The 1,093-nt window shown below is 61.7% G+C and carries 1 protein-coding gene; it reads right to left on the bottom strand.

The window, feature by feature from the left end:
- The coding region (locus AD948_RS00155; protein WP_248845854.1) for a condensation domain-containing protein at positions 1–1,093 on the bottom strand (1,093 nt) is incomplete at both ends.

The following is a 1,093-nucleotide window of genomic DNA, read 5'->3' as shown; positions in this document are numbered from 1 at the left end:
ATCCTCTGCAACCGGCACCACTGCCGTGTAGCGAGTGGTGAACCAGCCGACTGTCGAAGACAGGTCCAGACCGGGCAGCACATCTTCGCGGCCATGGCCTTCAAGATCGACCAGAACACGGCTCTGTCCGCTCCAGCCGCCGAGTGCCTGCCCCAGAGCGGCCAGCAGCACGTCTTCCACCCCCATACGGTAGGCTCTGGGTGCTGCATCAATCAGACGGCGGGTCAGATCCTCATCGGCCTGCCAGCGAATTGTCTCTGAAGACGAGAGTGGGCGCTCGGCAATCAGATCAACCGGGATATCCGGTGAAGTATCTGCCAGATAGTCCTGCCACCAGGCCAGTTCATCGGCTGTCTCAGGGCGTTCGCCGTAATGCCTGACGGCATCCACCCAGGCGCTCCACGGCAGAACTGCTGACGGCAGGGTTATGGTGGGTCCTTTCTGTTCGAGGGCGTCCTGCAGGTCACCCAGCAGGACGCGCCAGGACACACCGTCCACACTGAGATGATGGATGGCCAGCAGCAATCGGCCTGATCCGTCAGGCACACGGAACCAGCCGGCCCGCATAATCGGGCCCGAGTTAAGGTTCAGGCTGGCCTGAAGGCGCTCTCCGTGCTCGCGCAGATGATCCTTCCAGTTCTCTCCACTCTCGCGCAAGTCCATGATCTCAAGGATGCGACCGTCCTCGGATGGAGCCACCTGCTGGAACCACTCTCCGGCCTCATTGTGTGCAAAGCGCAGACGCAGCGCATCATGACGGGTCACTACGGCCAGAAGGGCCTGTTCCAGACGGGCGACATCCAGTTCTCCATCTGGCGTACGCAACAGGACAGACTGGTTCCAGTGGGCGGGCGCGTCGGGACGGTGCTCGAAGAAGAAGGCCTGGATGGGAGTGAGCGGCAGGGGCGTATGCAGCTCCTTATGGGCCTGCTCTGCCTCATGAGCAGAGACAGCCACACCGGCCAGACCTTCCACAGTCGGATCATCAAACACCTGTCGCGTGTTTACCAGCCATCCTGCCTTGCGGGCGCGCGAGACCACCTGCAGGCTCTGGATGGAATCTCCGCCGACTTCGAAGAAGTTGTCTGTGACA

The organism is Acetobacter senegalensis, assembly GCF_001580995.1.
Lineage (GTDB): Bacteria > Pseudomonadota > Alphaproteobacteria > Acetobacterales > Acetobacteraceae > Acetobacter > Acetobacter senegalensis.
This window is presented reverse-complemented; position numbering and strand designations above follow the sequence as displayed.